This window comes from Thermoflexus hugenholtzii (genome assembly GCF_018771565.1).
GTDB lineage: Bacteria > Chloroflexota > Anaerolineae > Thermoflexales > Thermoflexaceae > Thermoflexus > Thermoflexus hugenholtzii_A.
This window is the reverse complement of record NZ_CP076326.1, coordinates 1,000,247-1,024,235: the sequence shown is the minus strand read 5'-3', so window position 1 is coordinate 1,024,235 and position 23,989 is coordinate 1,000,247. Positions and strand designations below refer to the sequence as shown.

Here is a 23,989-nt window from a genome sequence, read left to right as displayed (position 1 = left end):
TCGAGGTGGCGACACGAACGCAGGTTCCGGTCGTCGGCGAGGAGGAGCTGCGGCGCAACCTGGGGACGCGGCGGATCCCCCCGTTGCCGGCGCCGCGCTTCCCGGACGCGAGCCCGGTGATCCAGCGGCTGCGCCGGCCGCGATCGCCGGAGGCGGTGGATGTGCTGCTGGTGAACCCTCCCTCCCCGGACGGAGCGGTCTGGATCCGCAGCCAGCATCGGGTCGGCCGTCGCTCCCGGGAGAACATGATCTGGCCGCAGGTGAGCCTGGCCCAGATGGCCGCGATGCTCCACCCGGATTACAGCGTGGAGATCGTGGACGCCATCGCGCTGCGGATGGACTGGAAGGAGTTCGAGGATCTGCTACGTCGTAAGCAGCCGAAGTATTACATCACCCAGGTCACCGCTCCGACCCTCACCAACGATATGTATGGCGCCTTCCTGGCCCGCAGCCTGGGGGCCAGGACCATCGCCTTCGGCACCCATGTGACCCCCATGCCCATCCCCACCATGGAGGCCTATCCGGCCCTCGATTTCGTGCTGCGCGGGGAGCCGGAGCTCACCCTGCGGGAGCTCATCGACACCCTCGAAGGCCGGGTTCCCGAGGGCCGGATGCGGCGGCTCTTCGAGGACAGCGACCCGGAGTGGTTCCCTCTGAACGAGGGGGAGGCCCGAGCGTGGCCTCTGGAGGAGAAGCTGGCGCGCATCAAGGGGCTGGTCTGGCGGCACAACGGAGAGATCCGCGTGAACGCCGATCGTCCTTTCATCCGCAACCTGGATGATATGCCACTGCCCCTGCACCATCTGCTGCCGCTTTATCACTACCGGGCCCCGCTGATCCGTGGGCCTTACACCTTCATCGTCACCAGCCGCGGCTGCACGGCGGGATGCACCTACTGCATCAAGCACGTGAGCTATCAATACTCCATCCGCCTCCGCTCCCCGGAGAACATCGTGGAGGAGATCCGCCAGCTGGTGGATCTGGGGATCCGCAACATCCATATGTATGCGGATCTTTTCACCATCAGCCGGGAGCAGGTGGTCGGGCTGTGCGACCTCCTGATCCAGGAAGGGATCCGAATCCGGTGGACCTGCAACAGCCGGGTGGACTATGTGGATCGGGAGATGCTGCACAAGATGGCCCGGGCTGGTTGCTGGCTGATCTCCTGGGGGATCGAATCGGCCAACGAACAGATCCTGAAGGGCGTGCGCAAGGGGTATCGGCTGGAGCAGGCCCCGCAGGCTCTCCGCTGGGCGAAGGAAGCGGGCATCAAGAATTGGGGTTACTTCATCATCGGCCTGCCCGGGGAGACCGAGGAGACCATCCGGCAGACCATCGAGTTCGCCAAGTCGCTGCCGCTGGACCTCGCCCTCTTCCACATCGCCGCGCCCTATCCCGGGACCCCGTTCTTCTTCCAGGTGGTGGAGAACAACTGGTTCCGCCCCGGCACGGCCTGGGAGGAGGTGGATATGGACCGCTCGACGGTTCTGGATTACCCCGGGCTGCCGGCGGAACGGCTGGAATACTGGCAGAAGCGGGCCTTCCGCGAGTGGGCCCTGCGCCCCGGCCCGATCCTCACCTTCCTGAAGGGCGCGATGGATCCCGCGGTCCTGGGGTCCGCCCTGGAGGTGGCCGTTCGCCATGCGCGATGGCTCCTGGGGATGGAATAGATCGCAGCAGGCCGCTTCCACGATGGAGCTCCCTTCCGCGTCCGGGGCGCCTCGGCTGGCCTGGCTTCCCGCGATGCGGGGTCTGGCCATCCTGATGATCGTGTTCTATCACATCACCGTCGCCATCTACGGGACGCCCTGGTTCGCCCATCCCCGGAGCGACTGGCCGGAGCGAATGGCCCGGATCGCTCAGCTCCGGCCGATCCCCCAGGAAAACACGGCGGCTTTCCTGCTGGCCAACCTGTTCCGCTATGCGGGCTGGCTGGGGTATCAGGGCACCGGCGTGTTCCTCATGATCAGCGGGTTCGGCCTCACCTGGGCGCTGGTCAGCCGCTCCTCGGCTGCCCTCCTGGACCGTCGGGCTTTCTATCTGCGGCGCTTCCTGCGCCTGTTCCCCCTTTACTGGGCCGGACATCTGTTCTTCCTGGTCTTCAACAACCTGGCGGGCTGGCGGCCGTTCTCTCCGCTGGATCCCCGCTTCGCCCTCAGTCTGCTCGGGCTCCGGTTCCTGCCCGGGGTCTTCCATTTCATCTCACCCGCCTGGTGGTTCATCGTCCTGATCATGCAGCTCTACGCGGTCTTCCCCTTCCTCTGGGAGGCCCTGAAGCGATGGGGAGCCGTCCGCTTCGGGTTGGGCGCGCTGGCTCTTACCCTGCTCAGCCGGGCCATCGGCTTCTTCCTTCTGCCGGTAGACCCTGAGATGTGGTCCCGGGGTCTGCTTTTCACCTCCCGCCTGGGGGAGTTCGCCCTGGGAATGATCCTGGCCTGGTGGGCGGCAGGGGATCCAGCGCGGGTCCATGGCTGGCTGCGCTCGCCGCGCTCCGGGTTGGCCCTCCTGTTCCTATACGGGTGCGGGCTGGGGCTCTCTTTCACGCGGCCGGGAGCTGTGATCGCGCCGCTGCTGATCACCCCGGCGGCCAGCGGCTTCCTGGTTGTGTTCGCCCGGGACCTCCTGCCCCGCTGGCCGCCCGCGGCCTGGGTGCTCTCGCGGGTCGGCACCTTCTCGTATGGGGTGATGGTCTTCCACCAGCCCCTCCTCTGGGCGTTGATCGTCTGGCTGTGGCCGTTCCAGATGCCGCTGTCGATCCGCATGAGCCTCATCGGGGCGGCCACCGTGTTCATCGTGATCTTTTCAGCGGTCATGGAGACCGGGGTGAACCGCCTGCTGGGGCGCTGGCCCTTCAACCGCATCTTCCCGCCCCTCGGCCCTTACGCCCGGATGCCGGCTCAGAGCACCCCGCTTTCCGCTTCACATCCCTGAAGGGAGGAAACCATGAGAACAGCGCGACCGCTTCGCCGGAGCGCCCTGACCATCCTCCTGGCCGGGATCCTCCTGGCCCTCCTCATCGGCGCGATGGGGATCCTGAGCGGCACGCCCGTCCCGGTCGCCCGGGCGCAGGGGACCGGTGTCATCACCCACACCCGTGTGGCGGATTTCGCCGTGGTGTGCGCCATCTCCACCGGCATCTCCGTGGGCAACGCGGAGGGAGGAGAGTTGCACCTCACTGCGAGTGTGGAGGACGATTTCGACGGCACCGCCATCGATGGGGCGCGCTGGGTGATCAGCGTCTCCAACCCGGAGGCAGGCCCCTATCAAGCCATCACAGTGGCCAACGGCCTGGTCTCCCTGGATGGCATGTATCTGCGCTCGGTCCTCACGATGACCCAGCTCCCCCGCTTCTTCGAGGCCCGAGCCCGGCTGATGCAGAGCCCTGACACCTCGGGGAATGTAGACTTGGGATTCTATCGAGAGATCGGTCCGCTCTATAACCCCTTCACTCCTGCTAGCTCCATTCGCCTGTTCATCCTGGGCAACAGCGATAGCAACAACCTGATCGTGCGGGCCCGGGATGGCGATGGGCCGATGGCAGATGTGGACATCGACCCGGATCCTGATGAGACGCAATTTCACGTTTTCCGCATTGAGTGGGAGCCGGAGGTGACGCGCTATTATATCGATGGGGCCTTGCAGGCTACCATCCTCTCCTCCACCCAAGTGGTCACCTCATGGGTGTTCCTGTATCACCAAACCCCCTCCTTTTACGGCTCTACGCCCACGGACATCGATTGGGTGCGCGCGGGCCAGTATGTGGGGAGCGGGACCTACACTTCGTGCCCCCAGGATGCCGGCCAGAAGGTCCGCTGGGACATCCTTGCATGGGATGCCACCGTGCCATCCACCACTACCCTCGCCTTCCGCGTTCGCACCTCGATGGACGGCGCAAACTGGTCGGACTGGTCCGATCCCCTCCCGACAGGCCCGAATAACATTCCTCCTGCGCTGGCCTTCGCTCGCTATTTGCAATACCGGGTGGAGATGAGCACCACCAATCCCATGTGGTCCCCAGAGGTGCGAGAGGTGGTGCTCTCGTATTCGGAGCTCGCCGATCTCACCGTGCGCAAGGAGGCATCCTCCGGCACGGTCCTCGCCGGGAACGAGCTCACTTACACTATCTGGATCACGAACAGCGGTCCGCTCCCGGCTCAGAACGTGCGGGTGACGGATACGCTGCCTGGTGGGATGACGTGGATCGCGTCCACGCCTTCCCAGGGCACATGCACCACCCTCACATGCGACCTGGGGACCCTGAACCCGGGCGGCGTCGCCACGGTCAATATCCGGGTCCGGGTGAACAGCAACACCTCTGAGGGAACCCTGGCGAACCAGGTGATCGTCGGCACCGACACCCCGGACGATCCCGCCAACAACACGGCGACGGTTTCCACGGCCGTCCAAACCCAGGCCGATCTGAGCCTGACGCTTCGGGACGAGCCGGATCCCGTGGTGGCGGGAACCCTCCTCACCTACACCCTGACCCTGACCAACGCCGGGCCATCCGACGCGCGCGGGGTCCAGGTGACCCTCACCCTCCCAAGCGGCCTGACCGTCCTGGGCCTCTCCTCCTCCCAGGGAACCTGCGGGATGAGCACCTGCGCCCTGGGGGACGTGCCGGCGGGCGGGACGGCCACCCTTCTGTTGCGCGCCCGGGTCAACGCCGGCACCCCGGCAGGGAGCCTGACCCTCTCCGCCCAGGCGTCCGCCTCCACCCCGGATCCCAACCCGGCCAACAACACCGCCGCCGAAACCACCACCGTCCAAACCCAGGCCGATCTGGCCCTGACGATGAACGATGCCCCTGACCCCGTGCTGGCCGGAGCGTGGCTCACCTACACCCTCACCCTGGCTAACACCGGGCCTTCCGACGCCCAGTCGGTGGCGGTCGAGCTCGCTCTCCCCGATGGCGTGACGCCCATCGCCTGGATCCCCTCCCAGGGCTCCTGCGCCGACGCCACCTGCACCCTGGGCACCCTCCCTGCCGGGAACATCGCCCGCATCACCGTCACCACCCGGGTCAACAGCCGCATCCTCCCGGGCACCACCCTCTCCGCCATCGCCCAGGCCACCTCCGCCACTCCCGATCCGAACACCGTCAACAACACGGCGACGGCTTTCACCACCGTGCAGACCCAGGCGGATCTGGGCCTGACGCTTCGGGACGAGCCGGATCCCGTGGTGGCGGGGACCCTCCTCACCTACACCCTGACCCTGACCAACGCCGGGCCATCCGATGCGCGCGGGGTCCAGGTGACCCTCACCCTTCCAAGCGGCCTGACCGTCCTGGGCCTCTCCCCCTCCCAGGGAACCTGCGGGATGAGCACCTGCGCCCTGGGGGACGTGTCGGCGGGCGGGACGGCCACCCTTCTGCTGCAGGCCCGGGTCAACGCCGGCACCCCGGCAGGGAGCCTGACCCTCTCCGCCCAGGCGTCCGCCTCCACCCCGGATCCCAACCCGGCCAACAACACCGCCGCCGAAACCACCACCGTCCAAACCCAGGCCGATCTGAGCCTGACGCTTCGGGATGAGCCGGATCCCGTGGTGGCGGGGACCCTCCTCACCTACACCCTCACCCTGACCAACGCCGGGCCATCCGACGCGCAGGGGGTGGTTCTCACGCTGACCCTGCCAATCTCATGGCAGGTGGATGGTTTCACCCCGATCAGCGGTTGCAGTTTGGACGGGAACCGAATCATCTGTGCTATGGGAACCATGCCGGCAGAAGCTGTTCAGACGCTCCTCGTCACCGGGACCGTGCCGGCAGAGGTCCCTGAGGGCATGGTGCTGATCGCTCAGGCGGAGGTCCGGGCGGGGACCCCGGATGCGAACAGTGGGAACAATGAGGCGCTGGCTTCCACCGAGGTGCGAGGGGAGGCGGATCTGCAGCTCCTCCTCTCCGGGGAGCCGGACCCCGTCTTCGTCGGCGAGGTGGTCACCTACACCCTGGCTCTGACCAACACCGGCCCCTCCCTGGCGCCCGGGGTGCAGGTCACGTTCACCCTGCCCGATGGCGTGCAGGTTCTGGACGCGACGCCTTCCTCGGGCTCCTGCGTAGAGGCTTCCTGTGCCCTCGGGGATCTCCCGGTTGGAGAGAACGCCACGGTCCGGCTGCGCGTGCGGGTCGAGCGGTGGACCAGCCCGGAGATCCGCGTCCGGGTTGAGGCTGTTTCGCGGGCGGTGGACCCCACACCCGCCTCCGCGGAGGTCCAGACGCAGGTTCGCCTCCGCCTGTTCCTGCCGCTGGTTATGCGCGGCGGATGAGAGACATGGGGGGCCGGCCGCGCTCCCGGCGCTGTCCGGCCCCATCCAGATGAAAGGCCGTGTATGGGTTCCATCACCCGACGTCAGTTCCTGAAGATGAGCGGCGCGGCCGGGCTCGCCGCGGCGGCAGCGGGGGCCTTCGGTGGCTACCGGCTATGGGAGGACATCGGAGGGGAGCCCCTATCCCTCCGCTCTCCCTTCGCTGAGCCGCCGGATCGACGCTGGCCGTGGAGCGGCCGCCCCGCTCCGATCCTGCTCGTCGCGAACGAGCGGGCGATCCCATCCACCGGGGCGTATCTCGCGGAGATCCTGCGGGCGGAGGGCCTGAACGCGTTCCGGGTGGCCTCCCTTTCAGCCCTGCGCATGGAGATCCTGGAGCGCTTCCCGATGGTGGTGCTCAGCGCGGGCCCTCTGGAGGCGGGCCAGGGGGAGACGCTGCGGCGCTACGTCGCCCGGGGCGGCCGCCTGATCGCCATGCGGCCGCCCCCTCCGCTGGCGGATCTCTTCGGGCTGGAGTCGACCTCCGGTCAGACCGCCGAAGGGTATATCCGGATCCGCCCGGAGCATCCCATGGGCCAGGGTTTCCCCCGAGAGACGCTCCAATTCCACGGTGTGGCCGATCATTACCGGCCGGCAGGCGCGGAGGTCGTCGCCTTCCTGGCCGGGAAGACCGGGGATCTACCCTTCCCGGCTGTGACCCTGTATCCGTTCGGCGAGGGCCAGGCCGGGTGTTGGGCCTTCGATCCGGCCTGGAGCATTGCCCTGACCCGTCAGGGAAACCCCAATCTCGCCCATCAGGAGCGGGATGGGCTTCATGGCCTGCGGGCCCATGAGCTCTTCGACGGCTGGATCGATCTGGACCGCATCGGGATCCCCCAGGCGGACGAGCTGATGCGGCTGCTGGGCCGGATGATCACCGGGATGCTCCTGGACCGTCTCCCGCTCCCGCGGATCTGGTATTTTCCGGACGGCGCCCCGGGGATCCTGGTGGCGACCGGGGATGCCCACAACACGCCTCCGTCGGCGGTGGAGGAAGTCCTCCGCCGGGTGGAGGCGCGTGGGGGGACGTTCAGCGTGTATTACGCCCCGCAGCCCCGCAACCGTCTTCAGCGCGCATGGCATCGTCTGCGGGATTGGGTCGATCAAGCGGCCGCACATGTCGTCCTGCCGGATCACGTGTGGCGCTGGCGGGCCCGCGGCCATGAGTTTGGGCTCCATCCCTATGTCGAAGAAGGCCTGGAGGTGGGCTGGCGGCGCTACTACGAAGTGTTCACCGGGATGGGCTACCGTCCGGTCCCCCCTACCGTGCGCACCCATCGGGTCCTGTGGAGCGGCTGGGTGGAGACCGCGCGGTTCCAGGCCGCCTGTGGGATCCGGATGAACCTGGATTTCTATCATGTCGGACCGATGTTTCGAAAGCCGGACGGGGAATGGGTCTTCGGTTACTTCACCGGCAGCGGGCTTCCGATGCGCTTCGTTGACGAAGAGGGGCGTGTGCTGAACATCTACCAGCAGCTCACCGCCCTGGTCGATGAACAGCTGATCGGGTGGACCTGGCCGCAGGCGCCACGGTTTCCGCTCCCCATCGCCCTGGAGATCTCCAGGTCCCTCGTCCGCCGAGGTGCGGAGCAGGGCGAGGCCCTCGCCCTGCAGGCCCATGTGGATCCGTTCGCGATCGGCGGGGAGGCCGCCGAGACCCAGGCCCGCTGGCTGGAGGGGATCCTGGACGAAGCCGTTGGGTTGGGCGTTCCCATCTGGTCTGCGCAACGCTGGCTGGAGTTCGTGGAAGCCCGCGATCAGACGGAGCTGGAGGAGGTGCGCTGGGATCCCGAGAGGCGGGCGCTCCATCTGCGGATCCGCTCCCCCGTTGCCCCTGCGCGCCTCACCCTGGCCCTCCCCCTGGAGATCCCGGGCGGGCGCCTCCATGAAGTGCGCATCGATGGCTCCTCCGTCCCCTATCGCGAGCGAAGCTGGAAGGGCATTCCCTGGGCGTGGATGGAGCTGCGGGGAGGGACCCTTTCGCTCTCGGCGTTCTACGGGCCCTCCGGCTAAGCGATCGCCTTGCGGATTCCCACCGGCCGGGGGCGCTCAGAGCGAGGCGATCCGTCGGCGATCCCCAGGCCTGTGCCGAAGATGATCATGAACGCCAGGGCCAGGTCGATGAGGAAGAAGCCTTGGTCGATCAGGCCGTGTCCCAGGAGATCGGCCATCGCCCCGGCCGCCCCCCAGCGCCAGGGATCCCCGGAGATCCCGGGCCGGACGACCCGACGCCAGAACAGGACCTGCCAGGCGAGCCCGGCGATCCATCCCAGCAACCCCGTGCGCGCCCAGAAGTCGAGGAAGACGTTATGCGGATGGGAGAGGTTCGGCTCCTGCCAGGCATCCGGGCGGATATAGCGGCTCCGATACCAGTAGAGGAAATTGTCCGGCCCCACCCCAAAGAGCGGATGCTCGCGGATCAGGTCCAGGGTGCTGGCCCACAGGCGGACGCGGAAGAAGACGGTGCTGCCTGGGGTGGCGGCGCGCCGGGCCAGCACCTCCCCGATGCGCGGCGCCAGCGCTCCGGCGAAGAGGAGGATCCCTCCCACCGCCATGAGGATCAGCCCCCAGCGGATCCCTCGTGACAGCCCTCCCCAGCGATCCCACAGCCACAGCCCGCCCATCGCCATCAGGGCCGCCGGGATCCCCAGGAACCCGGCTCCCTCCGAACAGGTTCCGATCAGCGCGGCGCCCACGATCAGCAAGCCCAGCCCGGCCAGAAGGCGCCCGCGCCGGGAGCTCCCGCTCAGGGTCAGCGCCAGCAGGAACGGGAAGACCCGCCCCAGATAGAGGGCCAGGTTGTTGGGAGAACCGTAGGGTCCTCGGATACAGCGCGCCCCGGCCTCTCCGGTGATCAGCCCCACCCCCGTGATCCACTGGATCAGACCCACGCCGGCGGCTCCGAGGCCTCCCAGCAGGAAGGCGTTGAGCACGGCCTCCCATTCGGCCCGCGAAGGCTGCATCGCCCGGACCAGGAAATAGAAGAGCAACGGCTCCAGGATCACCAGGCGCCACTCCCGCCAGGCCACCCGCTGGAAGGCCGCCAGGGCAGTGCTCAGGGTGGCCGCGCCGAAGAAGATCAGCATCCATCGATCGGCGGGTTCCCAGGCCCAGCGTGCCCGTTCTCCCCTCCCCCAGCGGATCCCGCGATGCAGGATCCAGGCGGCCGCGGTGAGCAGGAGCATGAGCTCGTTCATCGGGAACGCCTTCTGGAAGAAGGGCTTCGGATATAGATAGAAAGGCGCCCAGAAGGCGGTGAGCGCCAGGCCGAAGGACGGGCGTCGGATCAGCACCATCAGGAGCAGGCACGCCGCCAGGGCCGTGAGGGCCACCCGGGGGGCCAGATAGAAAAGCCCGCTCAGGGCCAGCCCCAGCCCCAGCCACCCCACCTCCCCCGCGCGCCGGAGCCCCCACGGCTCCAGCGAGATCCACCACATCCCGGCGTAAACCAGCCCGGAGAGCCCCCACGCGCCCCACAGGCCCAGCCGGTGGACGATGGCCTGCAGGATCTCCCGCAGGGGAGGCCGACGGGCCTGAACCAGTCCGGTGACGAGCAGCCATCCCCCCATCCCCACCCCGAGCAGGCTCAGGGCCAGGGCAAGGCGATACCGGAGCGGATCCGGCCCGACCCCCGCGATGCTCCAGCCCACCAATGCCCACTGCCCCCAGCCCCGCTCGGCCTCGATCCGAACGGTGTGAAGCCCGTAGGGCAGACCCTCGGCCACCGGAACCGTGACCACCTCTGGGGTCGCGTAATCCGGGGAGGTGAGGATCAAATACGCGCCGCGGGCGTCGCGGGGAAGCCGGTTCGCCGGCTGCCCATCCACTGACACGTAAAGATGGGCGCGATACCCTCCCCGCCGGACGCGAAGGGCCAGCCCGGTCCCCTCAAAGGTGAAGCGCAGGCGATCCCCTTCCTCCCGGCCGATATCCGCCCCCAGGGCGGAGAAGCGCCACGCGCCCTCATACTGCGCGCCCGGCGGCGGCCCATAGCCGGATCCCTCCGCTTGCGGAATGGCCGCCGGATAGTATCCGGGAGTAAAGACCGCTCCGTTCGCGACGGCCCGCAGCGCCTCCGCCGCCGGCCGGAGCCGCCCTCGGGGATCGACCATCGCAAACCCCCAGCGGGGATCGTCGGAAGGCGCATCCGGGCGCCAGCTCTCCAGGAACATCGTCCCCATCCAGGGCCACTCCCGCCGGACCCGCTCGACGGCCTCCCGGATGTAACGGGCCTGGGTGGCCTCGTCCACTTGCCCCCAGATGGAAGGGCGACCGCTCCAGCCCGGCGGCAGGGCGTTCCATCCCCAGTGGCTGGCCCAGAGGGGTTTCCCCTCATCGCCGTATCGCACCATGACCTCGCGCAGCAGGATCGCCCGGGAGAAATTCAGCACCTCCGGGTCCACACGGCGGTCCTCCGGTCCGGTGTCGAAGCCGTAGGGCTTGGCGGCAACGATGTCGAAGGACTCCCGGGCGCCCAGCTGATACAGCCGCTCCAGGAACAGCCAGTCGGCCAGGTTCCACGGGCCCTGCTCCACCGTGGGGGCCAGGCCCGCCAGGAGGATCACCGCGTCCGGGTCCGCGGCGCGGATCGCGGCCGCTGTCGCTCGCAACAGGGCGGCATAGGCGGCGGGATCCGGAGTTCCCCCGCCCCATCCGATGGTCAGGTTGGGCTCGTCCCAGATCTGATAGAACCGCACCCACGAGCCATAGCGCGCCGCGAAGGCCCTGGCGAATCGGGCGAAGTCCTCGGGATCCAGCGGCGGGGCCATCGGACCGATCCGTCGCGCCGCCCATGCGGGGCTGTCCCCCAGCACCACCACCGGCTCCAGGCCAGCGGCCCGAATGTCGACCATCACGCGGTCCGCCTCCGACCAGTCCCACTGATCCCGCGCCGGCTGGATGGCCGACCAGGGGAGGAAGACGCGGATGCGGGAGATGCCCAACTGGCGGACCTGCTGCAGATCCCGACGGCGATCTTCAGGGTTCTGTCCGAAGAGGTAGAGGTTGAGGCCCACGCGGGGTTCGCCCGACCAGGGGATCGGCGGGGGGAACCCGGCGATGGTCCCCCGCCAGCGGGCGCGCAGGATCCCTCCCGTCAGCCCCAGGATGAGGAGCCCCAGGCTGAGGCACAACCACCCGATCCCAATCCGCACGACCGGCCGCATCGGACCTTGCCCTGGAAACCTCATCGATCTTCCAGAAGAATCCGGGTCTTCGATGACGCAAGGGTCACAGCCATCGATCCACGAAGGGGCGGGGATCGTCGGCCGCGCTCCCCGCCCCGGACGATCCGGCGATCCCAACGCGCGGCTATGGGCGGATGAGATTGCGCGCCACAAACCAGAGGTTGGCCGGACGCTCGCCTAAGCGGCGCATGAAGTAGGGATACCATTCGGTGCCGTAGGGCACATATACCCGGACGACGAACCCCTGGCGCGCCAGCATCACCTGGAGGTCCCGGCGGATCCCGTAGAGCATCTGGAACTCAAAGGCCCCCCGCGGCACCGACCACTCCTCGATCCGCCGGAGAGCATGCCGGATGATCCGCTCATCGTGGGTGGCGATGGCAACGAAGGCGCCCCGCGCCCGGGCCTCTGCCGAAAGCAGGCGCTCCATCAGCCGGATATAGCTGGCGTCCACATCCCGCTTCCGCGGATACGCGATGTGGGGCGGCTCCTGATAGGCGCCCTTGCACAGGCGGATCCGGGCGATCCCCTCCTCGATCAGACGCTCCACGTCCTGGGCGCTACGATAGAGATAGGCCTGGATGGCCACCCGGGTGTTGGGATAAACCGAGGCCAGCCGCCGATACAGCGCGAGGGTCCGTTCGGTATACGCGCTGCTCTCCATATCGATCTCCACCACCGTCCCGGCCTCGGCCGCCCGTTCCACCACGCGCCGCAGGTTCCGTTCGCAGAGCGCCTCCCCGATGTCCAGCCCCAGATGGGTCAGCTTGACGGCCAGATGGGGACGCAGCCCCAGCGCCGCCAGCCGGTCCAGGGCCTGCAGGTAATCCTCGGTCGCCCGCTCGGCATCCGCCGGGGACTCCACGTTCTCCCCCAGATGGTCCAGGATGCCCCGGATCCCCTGGGCTTCCAGCTCCCGGAGGGCCCGGATGCCGTCCTCCAGGGTCTCGCCCGCCACGAAGCGAGCGGCTGCCCGCCATACAAACCCCCAGCGCATGACCCGATGCTTCAGGGTCCGGTTTCGAGACAGGGAGACAAACACCGCGCGCCACATGGGAAGTCCCTCTGTCCTCAGGGATCATGGGGCCATCGCCGCTCACCGCCGGAAGTAGGCCTCCAGGATCTGACGGGCCACCGGCGCTGCGTTCTGGGAGCCTTCCCCTCCGTTCCAGATGAAGACCAGCACCGATACCTCGGGCGCCTCGGCCGGCGCGAAGGCGACGAACCAGGCGTGGCTGGGCAACCGCCGCCCGGCGCAAAGCCCCATCCGGAGCGCCAGGTCGTCGCAGAACTCCGCCGTCCCGGTCTTGCCGGCGACACGGATCCCGGGGATCTGGGCCCGAACGGCGGTCCCCCGTTCCACCGCCGCCACCATGCCCTCCCGGACCACGGCGAGGTGCTCCGGGGCGATGGGGAGGCGGCCGATGACCTCCGGCTGGAAGGATCGGATGATGTTCCCCTGGATGTCGGCGATCTCCCGGACCAGAAGGGGCCGGTAGAGGGTCCCCCCGTTGGCGATGGCGTTGATGGCGTTCAGCAACTGCAACGGGGTCACCAGCAGATACCCCTGCCCGATCCCCAGGTTATACGTGTCGCCGGTGGACCAGGTCTCCCCGAAGGTGCGGCGTTTCCATTCCGGGTCCGGCACCTGCCCGGCCGCCTCCCCGGGCAGCTCCACCCCGGTGGGTTGGCCCAGGCCGAAGGCCCGCATATAGCGCACCAGGCGCTCGATCCCCAGCCCCTCGAAGACCGGCTCCCCGGGCACATCGTAGCCCCCCGCCACTTTGTAGAAGAAGACGTTGCAGGAATTGGCCAGGGCATCCACCACATCCTGCCAGCCATGTCCGGAGCGCAGCCAGCAGAAGAAGCGCTGGGCCATCCCGGGATCGTTGGGGTAATACCGGTTGGGGATGAGGATCTCCCCGGGATCGAACAGGCGGGTCCGCGGGGTGATCACTCCCTCCTGGAGGGCGGCTGCCGCCACAATGGGCTTGAAGGAGGATCCCGGCGCGAACTGGGAGGCGACGGCGTGGTTGAGCAGCGGCCCGAAGGGATCCTCCAGCAAGCGAGGATAGGCCTGGGGCAGATCCGGGCTGACGAACACGTTGTTGTCGTAGTCCGGGAGGCTGACCATGGCCAGGATCTCCCCGGTGGCCGGCCGCATCACCAGGGCCACCCCCCGCCGCGTGATCTCTCGCCCGGCGATGCGGTTCAGCTCGTCCAGCTTGGCCTGCAACGCAGCCCGGGCCGCCGCCTGCAGGTCGAGATCCAGGGTCAGCGTGACCTGAGCGCCCGGCTGCGGCGGGATCTCCGCCCGCACCCGCACCGGACGCCCTCGGGCGTCCTCCTCGACATAGCGGGCGCCCTTCACGCCCCGCAGCCAGGGCTCCAGCGCATACTCCAGGCCGCTGAGGCCCACCCGGTCCGTGGCCGGATCATACCCTTCCGCCTGATAGCGCCCGACCTGCTCCGCCGGGATCCGTCCGATGAAGCCCACGACATGGGCGGTCAGCGCCCCGCTGGGATAGCGGCGCTCGAGGAAGGGTTCCACCCGGACGCCGGGCATTCGGACGGATTCCTCCATCAGCCGGAAGGCGAGCTCCCGGTCCACCGGCTCCTTCAGAACCAACGGGCGGAAGGGCGCCTCCCGGGCGGCGGCCTCGATCCGCTCCCGGAGCCCTTCGCGGCGCTGTCCGCGGGCGGAGGCCTCCTCGCGTTCCAGCGGTATGCCCAGCCAGGCGCTCAGCCGGCGGAGGATAGCCTCCCGCTCCTCCGGCTCCTCCGGGAGATCGCCGGGGACCACCAGGATCCGGAAGGCAGGCTCGTTCCGCACCAGCGGACGGCCCTGGCGATCCCGCAGGATCCCCCGGGGGGCCTCCAGGGGGATCACCCGCAGGCGGCTGCGCTCCCCCAGCGCCTGATAGCGAGGGGCCTCCCGGATCTGGAGCGCATACAGGCGATACCCCAGCCCCAGGAAGGCCAGAAAGAGGAAGAAGCCCCACAGGAGGAGACGGAGGGTGGGGGATGGACGAGGCGGCGGAGGCGGTCGGAACACCGCCACGCTGTCCAGCGCTTCCGGTTCCAGCCGGGATGGATAGGGCTCGGACATGGCGAAACCCTTCGGGATTCGAAAGCCCTCTTCATCCGCCCAGCACCGGGCGCTCCGGGCGCGGCCGGAGCCGGCGCAGGGCCGGATAAAGCGCCAGCATCCCCAGGGTGTTCCAGAGGATCTCCGGGCCGATCACCTGGCGGAGGGCGTAGCCCGGGTCCACCGGATATTGTAAAACCGCGAGCAGGATCCCTCGAACCCCTTCCATCAGCAAGGTGCCTCCGGCGGCCACCGCCGCCGGCATCACCAGACGGCCCCGGAAGACCGGGCGGCTCAATCCGTGGGCCAGCGGGACCACCGCGAGCAGCGCCAGGGCGCTCACGCCCAGAGGCCCTCCCGAGAACAGGTCCAGCCAGAGACCCCCGCCGACCGCCCATGCGAGCCCCTCCTCCAGGGAGCCCAGGAAGGCCACCGTGGCCACCACCAGGAAGACCAGGTTCGGCCGCCCCGGATCGGGGATCCCGAGAGGGATCCACGTGGCCTGAAGGAGCGCGGCCAGCCCCAGGACCATCGCGGCCCATCCGATTCGGTTCCGCATCGGTTGCCGTCCCTCATCCTCACGGAGCCGGTTCCATGCCCGGGAAGCTGGTGATCACCAGCACATAGGTGATGCGTCGGGGATCGACGGCCGGGCGGACCCGGGCGCGCTGGAAGGGCTCGCCGCCTCCGGCGCTCAGCCGCTCCGTCACCTGGCCGATCACCAGCGCCCGGGGGATCTGCCCTCCGATGCCGGAGGTCAGCACGGTGTCCCCCGGGGGGATTTCCTCATCGGGGTTCACGAAATCCAGCAGCAGGCTTCCATCCGGCTGGCCGATCACGATGCCGGTGGCCCGGCTGGTTTGCAAAAGCGCGCCCACCTGGCTGCCCGCGTCGGTCAGCAGGCGCACCCGGGAGCGGTTCAGCCCGGCGTCCGCGATCCGGCCGATCAGGGCGGATCCCCGGGTGATCACCGGCATCCCCTCCCGGACCCCCTGACGGGTCCCCACATCCAGGATCAGATAGCGCAGATAGGGATCGGTCTCATATCCGATCACCGTCGCGGCCACAAAGGTGGTCTGCGGGTTCTCCCGGACGATCCCCAACAGCGCCCGGAGCTCGGCGTTCTCCGCCGCCAGTTCCTGCAACCGCAGGTTCTCCGTCCGGAGCTCCTCCACCTGATCCCTCAGGCGCTGGGCCTCCTGGCGGAGGTCGCGGATCTCCCGCAGGAAGGCAAAGGCTTCCACAGCCCCTCGCCCGATCCCGGAGAGGAGCTGCTGCAACGGCGTAAGGGGGATCATCACGATCTCCTCCACCGGCTGGAGCCATCCCAGGCCGTGGAGGAAGAGGAGGGCGAGGGAGAGCCCGATCGCCAGCCCGGCGTTCCATGGCCGTCGGCTGCCGGGACGCATGCCCTCACCTCGTGTGGCCGAGAAGGGAGTGGGATGAAGGTCGCTGCAACGGCGTGCCGCTCATCTCGAGGCCGCCGCTCGCTTATCGGGCGATCGGCTGGCCGATGCGCACCGGCGATCGGGCCGGCCGGCCCCGATCCAGCGAGGTCAGCACCTGATGCCAGGTATCCAGGTCCTCCAGCACGCGGGCGGCCCCCATGGCCACCGCGCTGACCGGATCCGGAGGCACCCAGCACCGGATGCGGGTCTCCTCGGTCAGCCGTTGGGCGAGCCCCTTCAGCTGGGCGCCGCCGCCGACCACCGCGATGCCGGTCTCCATGATGTCCGCCACCAGCTCCGGAGGGGTCTCGTCCAGGACGGACTTCACCGTGTCCACGATGATGGAAACCACATCCCGCAGGGCCTCCCGGATCTCGATGCTGGAGACCTCCAAGGCATCGGGGAGGCCGGTCACCAGGTTCCGTCCGCGCACCACCATCGTCCGCTCCTCAGGCAGCGGGTAAGCGGAGCCGATCTCGATCTTCACCCGCTCCGCCATCCGCTCCCCGATGAGCAGGTTGTAGCGCTGACGCATATAGTTGATGATCGCCTCGTCCATCTCATCCCCGGCCACCCGGACCGATCGGCCGACCACGATCCCGCCCAGGGCGAAGACGGCCACCTCGGTGGTGCCCCCGCCGATGTCCACCACCATGCTGCCCCGGGCCTCGGCGACCGGGAGGCCGATCCCGATGGCCGCCGCCAGGGGCTCCTCGATCAGGAAGGCCGCTCGGGCTCCGGCGGCCAGACAGGCGTCGTGGACCGCCCGACGCTCCACCTCCGTGACCCCGCTGGGGATCCCGACGACCACCCGGGGGCGGGGAACCGGGACGGGCACCTGCTGGTGGGCCTTGCGGATGAACTCCCCGATCATCTCCCGGGTGACCTCGAATTCGGAGATCACCCCATCCCGCAGGGGGCGGATGGCCACGATGTGCGCCGGGGTGCGGCCCACCATCTCCTTGGCCGCTTCCCCCACCGCCAGCACCCGACGGGTCCGTCGATCGATCGCCACCCACGACGGCTCATGGATGACAATCCCCTTCCCCCGCACGCATACCAGGGTTGTCGCCGTCCCCAGATCGATGCCGATGTCCAGGGAGAACAACCCCAACAGCGCATCGATCGGATTCCACACGGATCGTTCGCTCCCTCGTTTGGAATGCTTTCCGGAACCCCCCGGCTGCTCCGGGCGGCCGGGCTGAATTATAGGTGTGCCCGGCGGGCCCAGCAACCGCCTTCCATTCAGGGGGCGACGTCCGGAAAGCCCAGGCGTTCCAGGATCGCCCGCTGGCGGGCCCACATCCGGCGCCGGGCAGCGGGCGTATCGTGGTCGTAGCCCAAAAGATGCAGGGCGCCGTGCACCACCAGCAGCGCCAGCTCCCCCTCCAGGGGATGCCCCTCCCGCTCCGCCTGGCGGGCCGCATACGGGAACGCGATCACGATGTCGCCCAGGTGCCGGACTCCGGGCCGGAGCTCCAGATCCATCGGGAAGGCCAGCACATCCGTGGGCCCGTCCACACCCCGGTAACGCCGGTTGAGCGCCCGGATGCGCTCCTCATCGGTGAGGACCACGGTCAGCGTTGCCTTCCCCTCCAGGCCATGGTCCTGAAGGACCGCCCGGGCGGCCCGCCGGATCCCGGCCAGACGTCCCGGGGCCTGATAGGCCCGTGGGGCCCGGACCACGATCTCCGCGCGCGTGGATTCCATCCCGGCGGATCGAAGGCGCTTCACGATGCCGATCCCTCCTCGCGCCGTCCCGGGACCTCCGGATAGATCAGGCGAGGATGGAACATCCCCTGGAAAACCTGCAGGAAGGCCTCCCGGATCCCCTGCAGCTCCTGCATGGTCAGGGGAGCGTCATCCAGCTGACCCGACTGGATGCGCTCCTGGAACACCCGGTCCAGGATGCGCGCCAGCTCCTGGGGATCCTTCGGCCGCGCGGCCCGGACGGCGGCCTCGCAGCCGTCGGCCAGCATCACGATGGCGGTCTCCTTGCTCTGCGGGCGCGGTCCGCGGTAGCAGAAGGCCGCTCGATCCACCTTCTCCGGATCCCCCGCCTCCTGAACCGCCCGGTGATAGGGGATGGTCACGCAGAGGGTGCCGTGATGCTCCTGGATGAAGGCCCGGATCCGCCGGGGAAGCCGGTGTCGTCGGGCCAGGGCCAGGCCGTCCTCCACGTGACGCATAATCGCCCGGGCGCTCTCGTGGGGGTCCATCCGCTCATGGGGGTTGTCCCCATCCACCTGGTTTTCGACAAAAAGGTAGGGGCGAACCATCTTCCCGATGTCGTGATACAGGGCGCCCACGCGCGCCAGCAACGGGTCCGCCCCGATGCGCAAAGCGGCCTGCTCCGCCAGGTTGGCGACCATCAGGGTGTGATGATAGGTGCCGGGGGCGCGGATCATCAGCTGGTGTAGCAGCGGGTGGGTGGGGCGGGCCAGCTCCAGCAGATGGAGCGGGGTGGTGACGTCGAAGAGAACCCCCAGGACGATGAACCCCAGCAGGGCCAGGGTGGTGGAGAGCGCTCCCGCCAGCAACCCCATCCCCCCTATCCGCAACGCGTCGAGCGGTGGGACGATGCCGTCCTCTGCCATGGCGGCGATCCCGATCAGCCCGGTGATCACCCCCGCGCTCAGCCCGGCGGCCAGCAGGGTCTGGAAGCGCTCCAGGCGGTGGAGGATCAGGATCGTCGTCCAGTTGGCCAGCAGCGAGGCGATCAGGAAAGCCGGCGTCCGGTCGGCGATCAGGCCGAACCATACCGAGCCGATGGCGCTGAACATCATGGCCGGCACCGTCCCCACGCCGGCGGCCAGCAGCATCCCCAGCGTGGCGGTGGGGAAGGCCCAGATCCAGTCCGGTGCGGAGGCCCGCAGCAGCCGGGCCCCGCCGAGGAACAGAAGGAAGAGCCCCGCCAGACCCAGCAGGCGCCGGGGGCGCTCGGCGATCTCCGGCGTGACCCGTCCCAGGGTCAGCCACAACCCGCCGGCCCCCAGGGCCGCGAGGATCCCGCGAGCGAGGGGCAGGGGCCATGGCGTTGGGTTGGGGATCAGCCCATACTGTCGGAGGGCCTCCATGGTCAGCGCGTCCAGGACGTCTCCCTGCCGGACGATGGCCTCCCCGGCGCGGATCCGCCGGATTTGAAGGGGGATGGCCTCCCGGGCCTGGCGGCGCGCGGCCTCCGTGGCCTCGACATCCAGCGTGCTGTTGGGCACGATGAGCGGGGCGACCAGGGCGGCTACCAGTTCCGCCTCCTCCTCGTTCAGGCGCGCGCTGATACGGCGGGGCAGCTGCCGGATCACTCCGGCCACTTCGTCCTCCCGAATGGGCTCCCGCATCACCTGGTCCAGCAGCGCCAGGGCCTCCCCGGCGATCATCTCCCAGCGGGTGGCCTCCAGGGTCAACAGGCGCTGGCGCTGGGCCGGCGAGAGCCCATGGCCCCGAAGGGCCTCCTCCAGCCGGCGGGCCCGCTCCTCCGGGGGCTGCGCCTCCTCCCGAATCCGGCGGATGGCCTCCAGGGTTTGCCGAAGGGCCTCCACCTGCCGGCGGGCGATCCGCGGATCCGGGCCGGTGTAGATCGGGGCGATGCGCGCGGCCGCCTCCTCGCGGGCTCGCTCGGTGAGGATGGCGCTGGGGTAGCTCAGCTCATAAGGGGCGAAGAGGGTCTGGGGGGCTGCTTGCCCGACCTGCCATGCCTGCGCCGCCCGGGTCTCCACCGGCCAGGCGACCAGCGCCACGATCAGGGCGGTGAAGATCAGCGCCCCGGAGATCCGTCCGAGCACCCGAATCCATCGGCGAAAGTCCATCGCGCGAAACCCGTTCCCCCTTGCCTATATGTGCTCTACGTTCTCGGCCCAGAGCAACACCGCCGGGCGCTCGCTCTCCCAGCGCCCGCGCGTGCCGGGAGGGAGGACTGCCAGCTCGCCGGGCGCCAGGATGCCCCGGGCCGGCTCCGGGAAGCCGGGCCCCTCGCCTTCCAGGGCCAGCTCGCCGCGCAACAGCAGCAGGAGCGCCGGGCCCTGGGCCTCCCACTCCGTGGAGCCCTCCCGGGTCCGAACCGCCAGATACCGCACCCCGCTGGCCTCCAGCAGGAACCGCGAGGAACCGGGCGGGGCGTCCTGGAGGGCCTCGTGGATGCGCACGATGACGGGCCGCTCCCCGGGCCCCTCTCGGATCCGGAAGTCCCCATTCCAGCGCAACGGTTCCTCATCCCGTCGGAACAGGAGGACCATGGAGGGCAGGCGGGAGCCGGACCAGTGCGCCATCCCCCGGGGGATCCAAAGCAGCTCATCGGGCCTCAGGGTGAACTCCTCCCCCCCGATCCCGAAGGTCACCAGCCCTTCATAGACCATGAAGACTTCGTCGAACTCCGGGTGGCGATGCTTCTGGACCTCCCCGTGGGAGCGGTAGACGTAAACCTGGACGCCACCCAGCCGGGCGACCGGGTAGACCTGGAAGGGTTTCTGCAAGAGCTCGCGGATCTCCGGGATCGAGGCCCTGAAGATCATCCTCCTCCCCCTGAGGGTTCTCCGCGGGCGCCCTCCAGAGGCGATCCGGCGGGTTCCACATGGATGATCACGTGCTGGAGCTCCGGGAAGCGCCCGCGCAGGAGGCTTTCCACTTCCTCGGCCCGTCGATGGGCCTCCACCACGGACATCTCTCCGCCGGTCTGGCAGGTGAGGGCCAGATCGTAACCGCCCTCATGGGCGTAAAGATACACCTCCCGGCACGATCCGGCTCCGAAGACCCGCTCGATGGCCTCCCGGGCGGCCGCCTCCAGCTCCGCCGGGATCTCCCGGCCGGCCTGCCGCGGCGGACGGGAGCGCGGTTCGATGTGGGTGGTCACCGAAAGCAGCCGGGGGAACCCTTCCCGGGCCCGCCGCTCCAGCTCCGTGACCCGCGCGTGCGCCTCCTCCACGGACAGGTCCTCATCCACCTCCACGTGGAGGCCGATGTGATAGCCCTCGGGCGTTTCCACGCCGTGAAGCTCATGCACGCCCAGGCCCAGCCCATCCGCCAGGCTCCGGATCCTCACGCTCAGGGCCTCCCACTCCGAGGCTGGAGGCAGGCGCCCCGGCTCGACGTGCACGACCGCGTCGACCACGCCGGGGATCTCCGCTTTCAGGCGCTCCTCCACCTCCGTGGCAATGGCGTGGGCCTGCTCCGTGCTCATCGCCGGATCCACCTTCAGGTGCAGATCCACATACGTCGCGTCGGGAGTCCCCCGGCTGCGCACCTTATGGATCGCCCGCACGCCCGGAACGGAGCGGGCCACCCGCTCGACCTCCTCGGGATCGACGGCCGCGCTGTCGGTCAGCACCAGGGCGGTGGACCGGAGGATCCGAAGCCCGGCGATCAGGATCACCCCTACCACCCCCAGCGCCACCAGAGGGTCCAGCCATGGGATCCCCAGGCGGGCGGCAGCCAGGCTGGCCAGGACGGAGAGGGTTACGAAGACGTCGGTGCGGGTGTGCAGCGCGTCGGCCATCAGGATGCTGCTGCGCAGCCGTTCCCCCTGGCGGGCTTCATAGCGCGAGATGGCCAGGTTCACCGGCAGGGTGGCCAGCATCAGGAGGAACAACGGCCCGCTGACCTCCGGCTGCCCGCCGGTCAGCAGCCGCTCGACCACCCCCTGGATCACCTCCAGCGAGGCGAGGAGCAGGAAGAGGCCCAGGATCATCGCCGCGATGGCCTCGTATTTCCGATGGCCGTAGGGATGATTGCGGTCCGGCGGGCGGGAAGCGATGGCGATCCCCACCAGCCCGATGATATTCGCTGAGGCGTCCAGGCCGCTGTGGAAGGCATCGGCCAGGGCGCTCAGCGCCCCCGCCCGCAGCCCGATGAACAGCTTCGCCGCGGCCACCAGCAAGTTTGCGGCCAGGACGATCCACAGCACCCGCTGCACCTGCCGCTGATACATCCCGCATCCTTCCCGAGCCCTCGGGGGTGAGGCGGTCGTGGAGGCTACCCCGATGCCGGCCGGTGGAGGTTGCCCAGGAAGAGCTGGAGCGTGTCCACCGGGACCGGGAAGATAATGGTGGAGTTCTTCTCCACGGAGATCTCCATAAGGGTTTGCAGGTAGCGGAGCTGGAGGGCGGCGGGTTCGGAGGCGATCATGCGGGCGGCCTCCACCAGGGTCTTGGCCGCCTGATACTCCCCCTCCGCGTGGATGATCTTCGCCCGCTTCTCCCGCTCCGCCTCCGCCTGGCGGGCCATCGCCCGCTGCATCCCCTGAGGGAGCTCCACGTCCTTCACCTCCACCATCACCACCTTGATCCCCCACGAGTCCGTCGCCTCGTCGAGGATCTGTCGCAGGTGCGCGTTCACCTTGTCCCGATGGGCAAGCAGCTCGTCCAGCTCCGATTGGCCCAGGACGCTGCGCAGCGTGGTCTGGGCCAGGTTCCAGGTGGCCGCCTTGAAGTCCTCCACCTGGGTGATGGCCTTCGCCGGATCGATGACCCGGTAGAAGACCACCGCGTTCACTTTCACCGTGACGTTGTCCCGGGTGATGGCCTCCTGGGGCGGCACGTCGAAGGTCATCAGACGCAGGTTCACCCGGATCACCCGGTCGATGATCGGGATGACGAAGAACAGGCCCGGACCTTTGGTCGCGTGATAGCGCCCCAACCGGAGGATCACGCCCCGCTCCCATTCAGGCAGGATGCGAATGGCGGAGGCCAGCAGGGTCAGGGCGGCGACCAGGATGGGGACGCCAATGGTGATCCATTCCATTGAAGGACCTCCTTTCCGCAGGAGCCACCGTTCGAATTCCCATGTCGCGCTGATCCTGATCTCATTGTAACACATCGGGGGCTCATCCCCAGAGGTCCGGCCTCCGATCCGGCGACTTTGCGGCCTGAAGCAACCCGGGTTACGCTTCCCCCGGTGATCTCAGGGGATGGGGGAAGATGTTGATCGAGTGGGTCGGCAACTTCCATAGCCATACGCGGTTCTCCGATGGGACGGCCACCCATCGCCGGATCGCGGAGGCGGCGGCGCAAGCCGGCCTGGATGGGGTGGCTGTGACGGATCACAACGTCTGGGTGAAGGGGCTCCAGGGATACTATGGGGAAGTCCTGCTCCTGGTCGGCGAGGAGGTCCACGATCCTTGCCGCCAGCCCCAGGTCAATCACGCCCTGATCCTGGGCCTCGGACGGGAGTTGGCTCCCCTGGCCGCTTCCCCTCAGGCCCTCATCGACGCCGCCCGGGAGCAGGGCGCTCTGGTCTTCTTAGCGCATCCGGTGGAACGTTCCCCGGGATGGCTCCAGCGTCGGATGGGAGAACCTTCTCTGCCATGGGTGGATCGGGAGGTCTCGGGGTTCACAGGCCTGGAAGTGTGGAACACGATGAGCGAATTCAAGGCTCGTCTCCGCACCCCTCTGCATGCGCTCTACTACGCCTTCTTCCCCGCGCGCTTCCTGCGGGGGCCGTTCCCCGAGACCCTGCGCTGGTGGGAGCAGCTCTGGCTCCAGGGGATCCCGGCAGTGGCCATCGGCGGGGCGGACGCCCACGGCCATACCTATGCGTTAGGTCCTCTGCGCCGTGTGCTTTTCCCTTACGAATGGCTGTTCCGGGCGGTCAACACCCATCTGTTGCTGGATCAGCCCCTTGCGCGCGAGCCGGAGGCGGACTGGGCGGTGATCCGGGCGGCCCTGCAGGCCGGCCGGGCCTGGGTGGCCAACGACCTTCTGGGGTCCTCTCGGGGTTTCCGCTTCGAGGCCCGCAGCGGCCATCGCCAGGCCACCATGGGGGAGGCCTTGCGGCGAGCGGGGGCGGTCCGGTTCGAGGCCAGCGCCCCGTTGCCGGGGGAGTTCCGCCTGATCCGCTTCGGGAGCGGGGTGGTGGCCCGCGGGCGCGGGCGACGCTTCCAGCATCTCACCGCCGAGCCCGGGATCTACCGGATGGAGATCTATCGCCGCGGCCGCCTCTGGATCCTGACCAATCCCATCCGGGTGGAGTGA

The 23,989-nt window shown here is 68.8% G+C and carries 16 protein-coding genes; 5 read left to right on the top strand and 11 right to left on the bottom strand.

The window, feature by feature from the left end; translation table 11 throughout:
• The first annotated feature begins 5 nt into the window (after positions 1-5).
• The 4 genes from KNN16_RS04615 to KNN16_RS04600 all read left to right on the top strand — a co-directional run bounded on the left by KNN16_RS04615 (position 6) and on the right by KNN16_RS04600 (position 8,319).
• Positions 6-1,670 (top strand): radical SAM protein, encoded by a 1,665-nt coding sequence (locus KNN16_RS04615; RefSeq protein ID WP_303899326.1) that lies wholly within the window; start codon positions 6-8, stop codon positions 1,668-1,670.
• Between the two features lie 22 nt (positions 1,671-1,692).
• Entirely contained in the window at positions 1,693-2,931 is a 1,239-nt protein-coding gene (locus KNN16_RS04610) for an acyltransferase (protein ID WP_303899324.1), read from the top strand.
• 12 nt (positions 2,932-2,943) lie between these two features.
• Positions 2,944-6,267, top strand: coding sequence for a hypothetical protein (locus KNN16_RS04605; RefSeq protein ID WP_303899321.1), 3,324 nt, complete (start codon positions 2,944-2,946; stop codon positions 6,265-6,267).
• 63 nt (positions 6,268-6,330) lie between these two features.
• Positions 6,331-8,319, top strand: coding sequence for a twin-arginine translocation signal domain-containing protein (locus tag KNN16_RS04600; RefSeq protein ID WP_303899318.1), 1,989 nt, complete (start codon positions 6,331-6,333; stop codon positions 8,317-8,319).
• Here the strand turns inward: KNN16_RS04600 and KNN16_RS04595 are convergent.
• From KNN16_RS04595 to KNN16_RS04545, 11 genes are all read right to left on the bottom strand, one after another.
• Positions 8,316-11,471, bottom strand: coding sequence for an O-antigen ligase family protein (locus KNN16_RS04595; protein ID WP_303899316.1), 3,156 nt, complete (start codon positions 11,469-11,471; stop codon positions 8,316-8,318). The two genes, KNN16_RS04600 and KNN16_RS04595, sit on opposite strands and share 4 nt — an antisense overlap.
• A 145-nt stretch (positions 11,472-11,616) precedes the next feature.
• Positions 11,617-12,546 (bottom strand): proline dehydrogenase family protein, encoded by a 930-nt coding sequence (locus KNN16_RS04590; protein ID WP_303899314.1) that lies wholly within the window; start codon positions 12,544-12,546, stop codon positions 11,617-11,619.
• Positions 12,547-12,588: 42 nt separating this feature from the next.
• A complete protein-coding gene (gene mrdA, locus KNN16_RS04585) occupies positions 12,589-14,601 on the bottom strand; it encodes a penicillin-binding protein 2 (protein ID WP_303899312.1) in 2,013 nt (670 codons plus the stop codon).
• Between the two features lie 31 nt (positions 14,602-14,632).
• Entirely contained in the window at positions 14,633-15,139 is a 507-nt protein-coding gene (mreD, locus tag KNN16_RS04580; RefSeq protein WP_303899311.1) for a rod shape-determining protein MreD, read from the bottom strand.
• 19 nt (positions 15,140-15,158) lie between these two features.
• Entirely contained in the window at positions 15,159-15,989 is an 831-nt protein-coding gene (gene mreC, locus KNN16_RS04575; RefSeq protein ID WP_299284126.1) for a rod shape-determining protein MreC, read from the bottom strand.
• Positions 15,990-16,071: 82 nt separating this feature from the next.
• On the bottom strand, positions 16,072-17,166 hold the full coding sequence (locus KNN16_RS04570) for a rod shape-determining protein (protein ID WP_303899308.1): 1,095 nt from the start codon (positions 17,164-17,166) through the stop codon (positions 16,072-16,074).
• 107 nt (positions 17,167-17,273) lie between these two features.
• The gene (gene ybeY, locus KNN16_RS04565; RefSeq protein WP_299284130.1) at positions 17,274-17,762 is read right to left on the bottom strand and encodes an rRNA maturation RNase YbeY; all 489 of its coding nucleotides are present in this window, start codon (positions 17,760-17,762) and stop codon (positions 17,274-17,276) included.
• Positions 17,759-19,834, bottom strand: coding sequence for an HD family phosphohydrolase (locus KNN16_RS04560; RefSeq protein ID WP_303899305.1), 2,076 nt, complete (start codon positions 19,832-19,834; stop codon positions 17,759-17,761). Before KNN16_RS04560 ends, ybeY begins: the two co-directional genes overlap by 4 nt.
• 24 nt (positions 19,835-19,858) lie before the next feature.
• Positions 19,859-20,536, bottom strand: coding sequence for a cupin domain-containing protein (locus tag KNN16_RS04555; RefSeq protein WP_303899303.1), 678 nt, complete (start codon positions 20,534-20,536; stop codon positions 19,859-19,861).
• Entirely contained in the window at positions 20,533-21,948 is a 1,416-nt protein-coding gene (locus KNN16_RS04550) for a cation-efflux pump (protein WP_299284136.1), read from the bottom strand. The genes KNN16_RS04555 and KNN16_RS04550 overlap by 4 nt, the downstream gene beginning before the upstream one ends.
• A 44-nt stretch (positions 21,949-21,992) precedes the next feature.
• Positions 21,993-22,760: a slipin family protein gene (locus tag KNN16_RS04545; RefSeq protein ID WP_299284137.1), complete on the bottom strand. Its 768-nt coding sequence runs from the start codon at positions 22,758-22,760 to the stop codon at positions 21,993-21,995.
• Between the two features lie 176 nt (positions 22,761-22,936).
• On the opposite strand from KNN16_RS04545, the gene KNN16_RS04540 reads away from it, so the two are divergent.
• Positions 22,937-23,989 (top strand): CehA/McbA family metallohydrolase, encoded by a 1,053-nt coding sequence (locus KNN16_RS04540; RefSeq protein WP_303899300.1) that lies wholly within the window; start codon positions 22,937-22,939, stop codon positions 23,987-23,989.